This is a genomic window from Negativicoccus succinicivorans, assembly GCF_018373335.1.
Lineage (GTDB): Bacteria > Bacillota > Negativicutes > Veillonellales > Negativicoccaceae > Negativicoccus > Negativicoccus succinicivorans_A.
In genome coordinates this window covers 1-1006 of the sequence record NZ_JAHAHH010000150.1, presented here as the reverse complement: position 1 = coordinate 1006, position 1006 = coordinate 1, and the positions used below count along the sequence as shown (strand labels likewise).

Genomic DNA, 1006 nt, shown 5'->3' with positions numbered 1-1006 from the left:
GCGTCCATTGTCTGCTCGTCAACGCCAAACGTATGCAGTACGCGCTTTCTGTTTTCCGCCGCGCCCCAATTCAGCGCCGCCGTCAATATTTCTTCTTTTGTGTACGCCCGTCTATTGCCGACTTGGTATTTTCGCTCTTGGCGCATCGTGCGCATCTCATTGCGTGAATAGCGCCGCTCGAATATCCTGCTCAAAGTCCTTTTCGCGTCGGCCGTCATTTCGCGCTTGCGTGTCGCCGCGCGCGCTATCGGATCATAGATAAAGCGATGAAATGAATCATCATCAATCTTTACCCCTGCCGCCCGACCGTCTAACCGGTTCATGATAATTTCCGGCTTAATAAGCTGCGTTACCAATTCGCCCGCAAGTTGTTCCATACGGTCCGCGCGCGTCATGTCGTTACGGATCTGTCGCAAATCTCTGTTATCTTCCCCGTACCGCTTTTTAAGTTTAAGGGCCAATTCATTCGCCGCGTCGGCGATGCTTACGCGTTCGCCGTTCTTGCGGACAATAGCCAAACCGTCATGCATGCGCCGCCCTGCCGTGTAAACCGCTTGCAGTACCTGCACCGTCTGTTCCCACGTTTCAAAGGGCATCTGCCGCCATGTCTTTTCGTTTCGTCCGTCGGCTGCAAACATTGCCCGCAAAGCCGGAGAAATAACCGGATCACCGCCCAAGCCAAACGCCATATCCGGATTCAATAATTCTTCAATCGAGGACATCTCGAAGCCGTCAATCGGCGCTTGCGCGTCTGTTCCCGTCAGTCCTAACTGATACATTAAATGATGCACAAAATACCGCGCTTGCGTGTCAAGGCGGATCGGCTGCTGCGAACGCGTCATTCGTTTAAGATTTTCACGCAACCGGCGAATATCTTTATCCACCTGTTGTTCCTGCATCACCGCGTGTTTGGCAAGATACGCATGATACAATTGCCGTTCTTTCATTTCCGCCGCTTGCGCATAATCACCGCGCACTAACGCTTTCGATGATAATGTACCGTAAT

General features: G+C 52.3%; 1 protein-coding gene. It reads right to left on the bottom strand.

The genetic code is table 11. From position 1 onward, the window contains the following. On the bottom strand, window positions 1–1006 hold a 1006-nt coding region (locus KH813_RS06850), incomplete at both ends, for a hypothetical protein (RefSeq protein WP_303994587.1).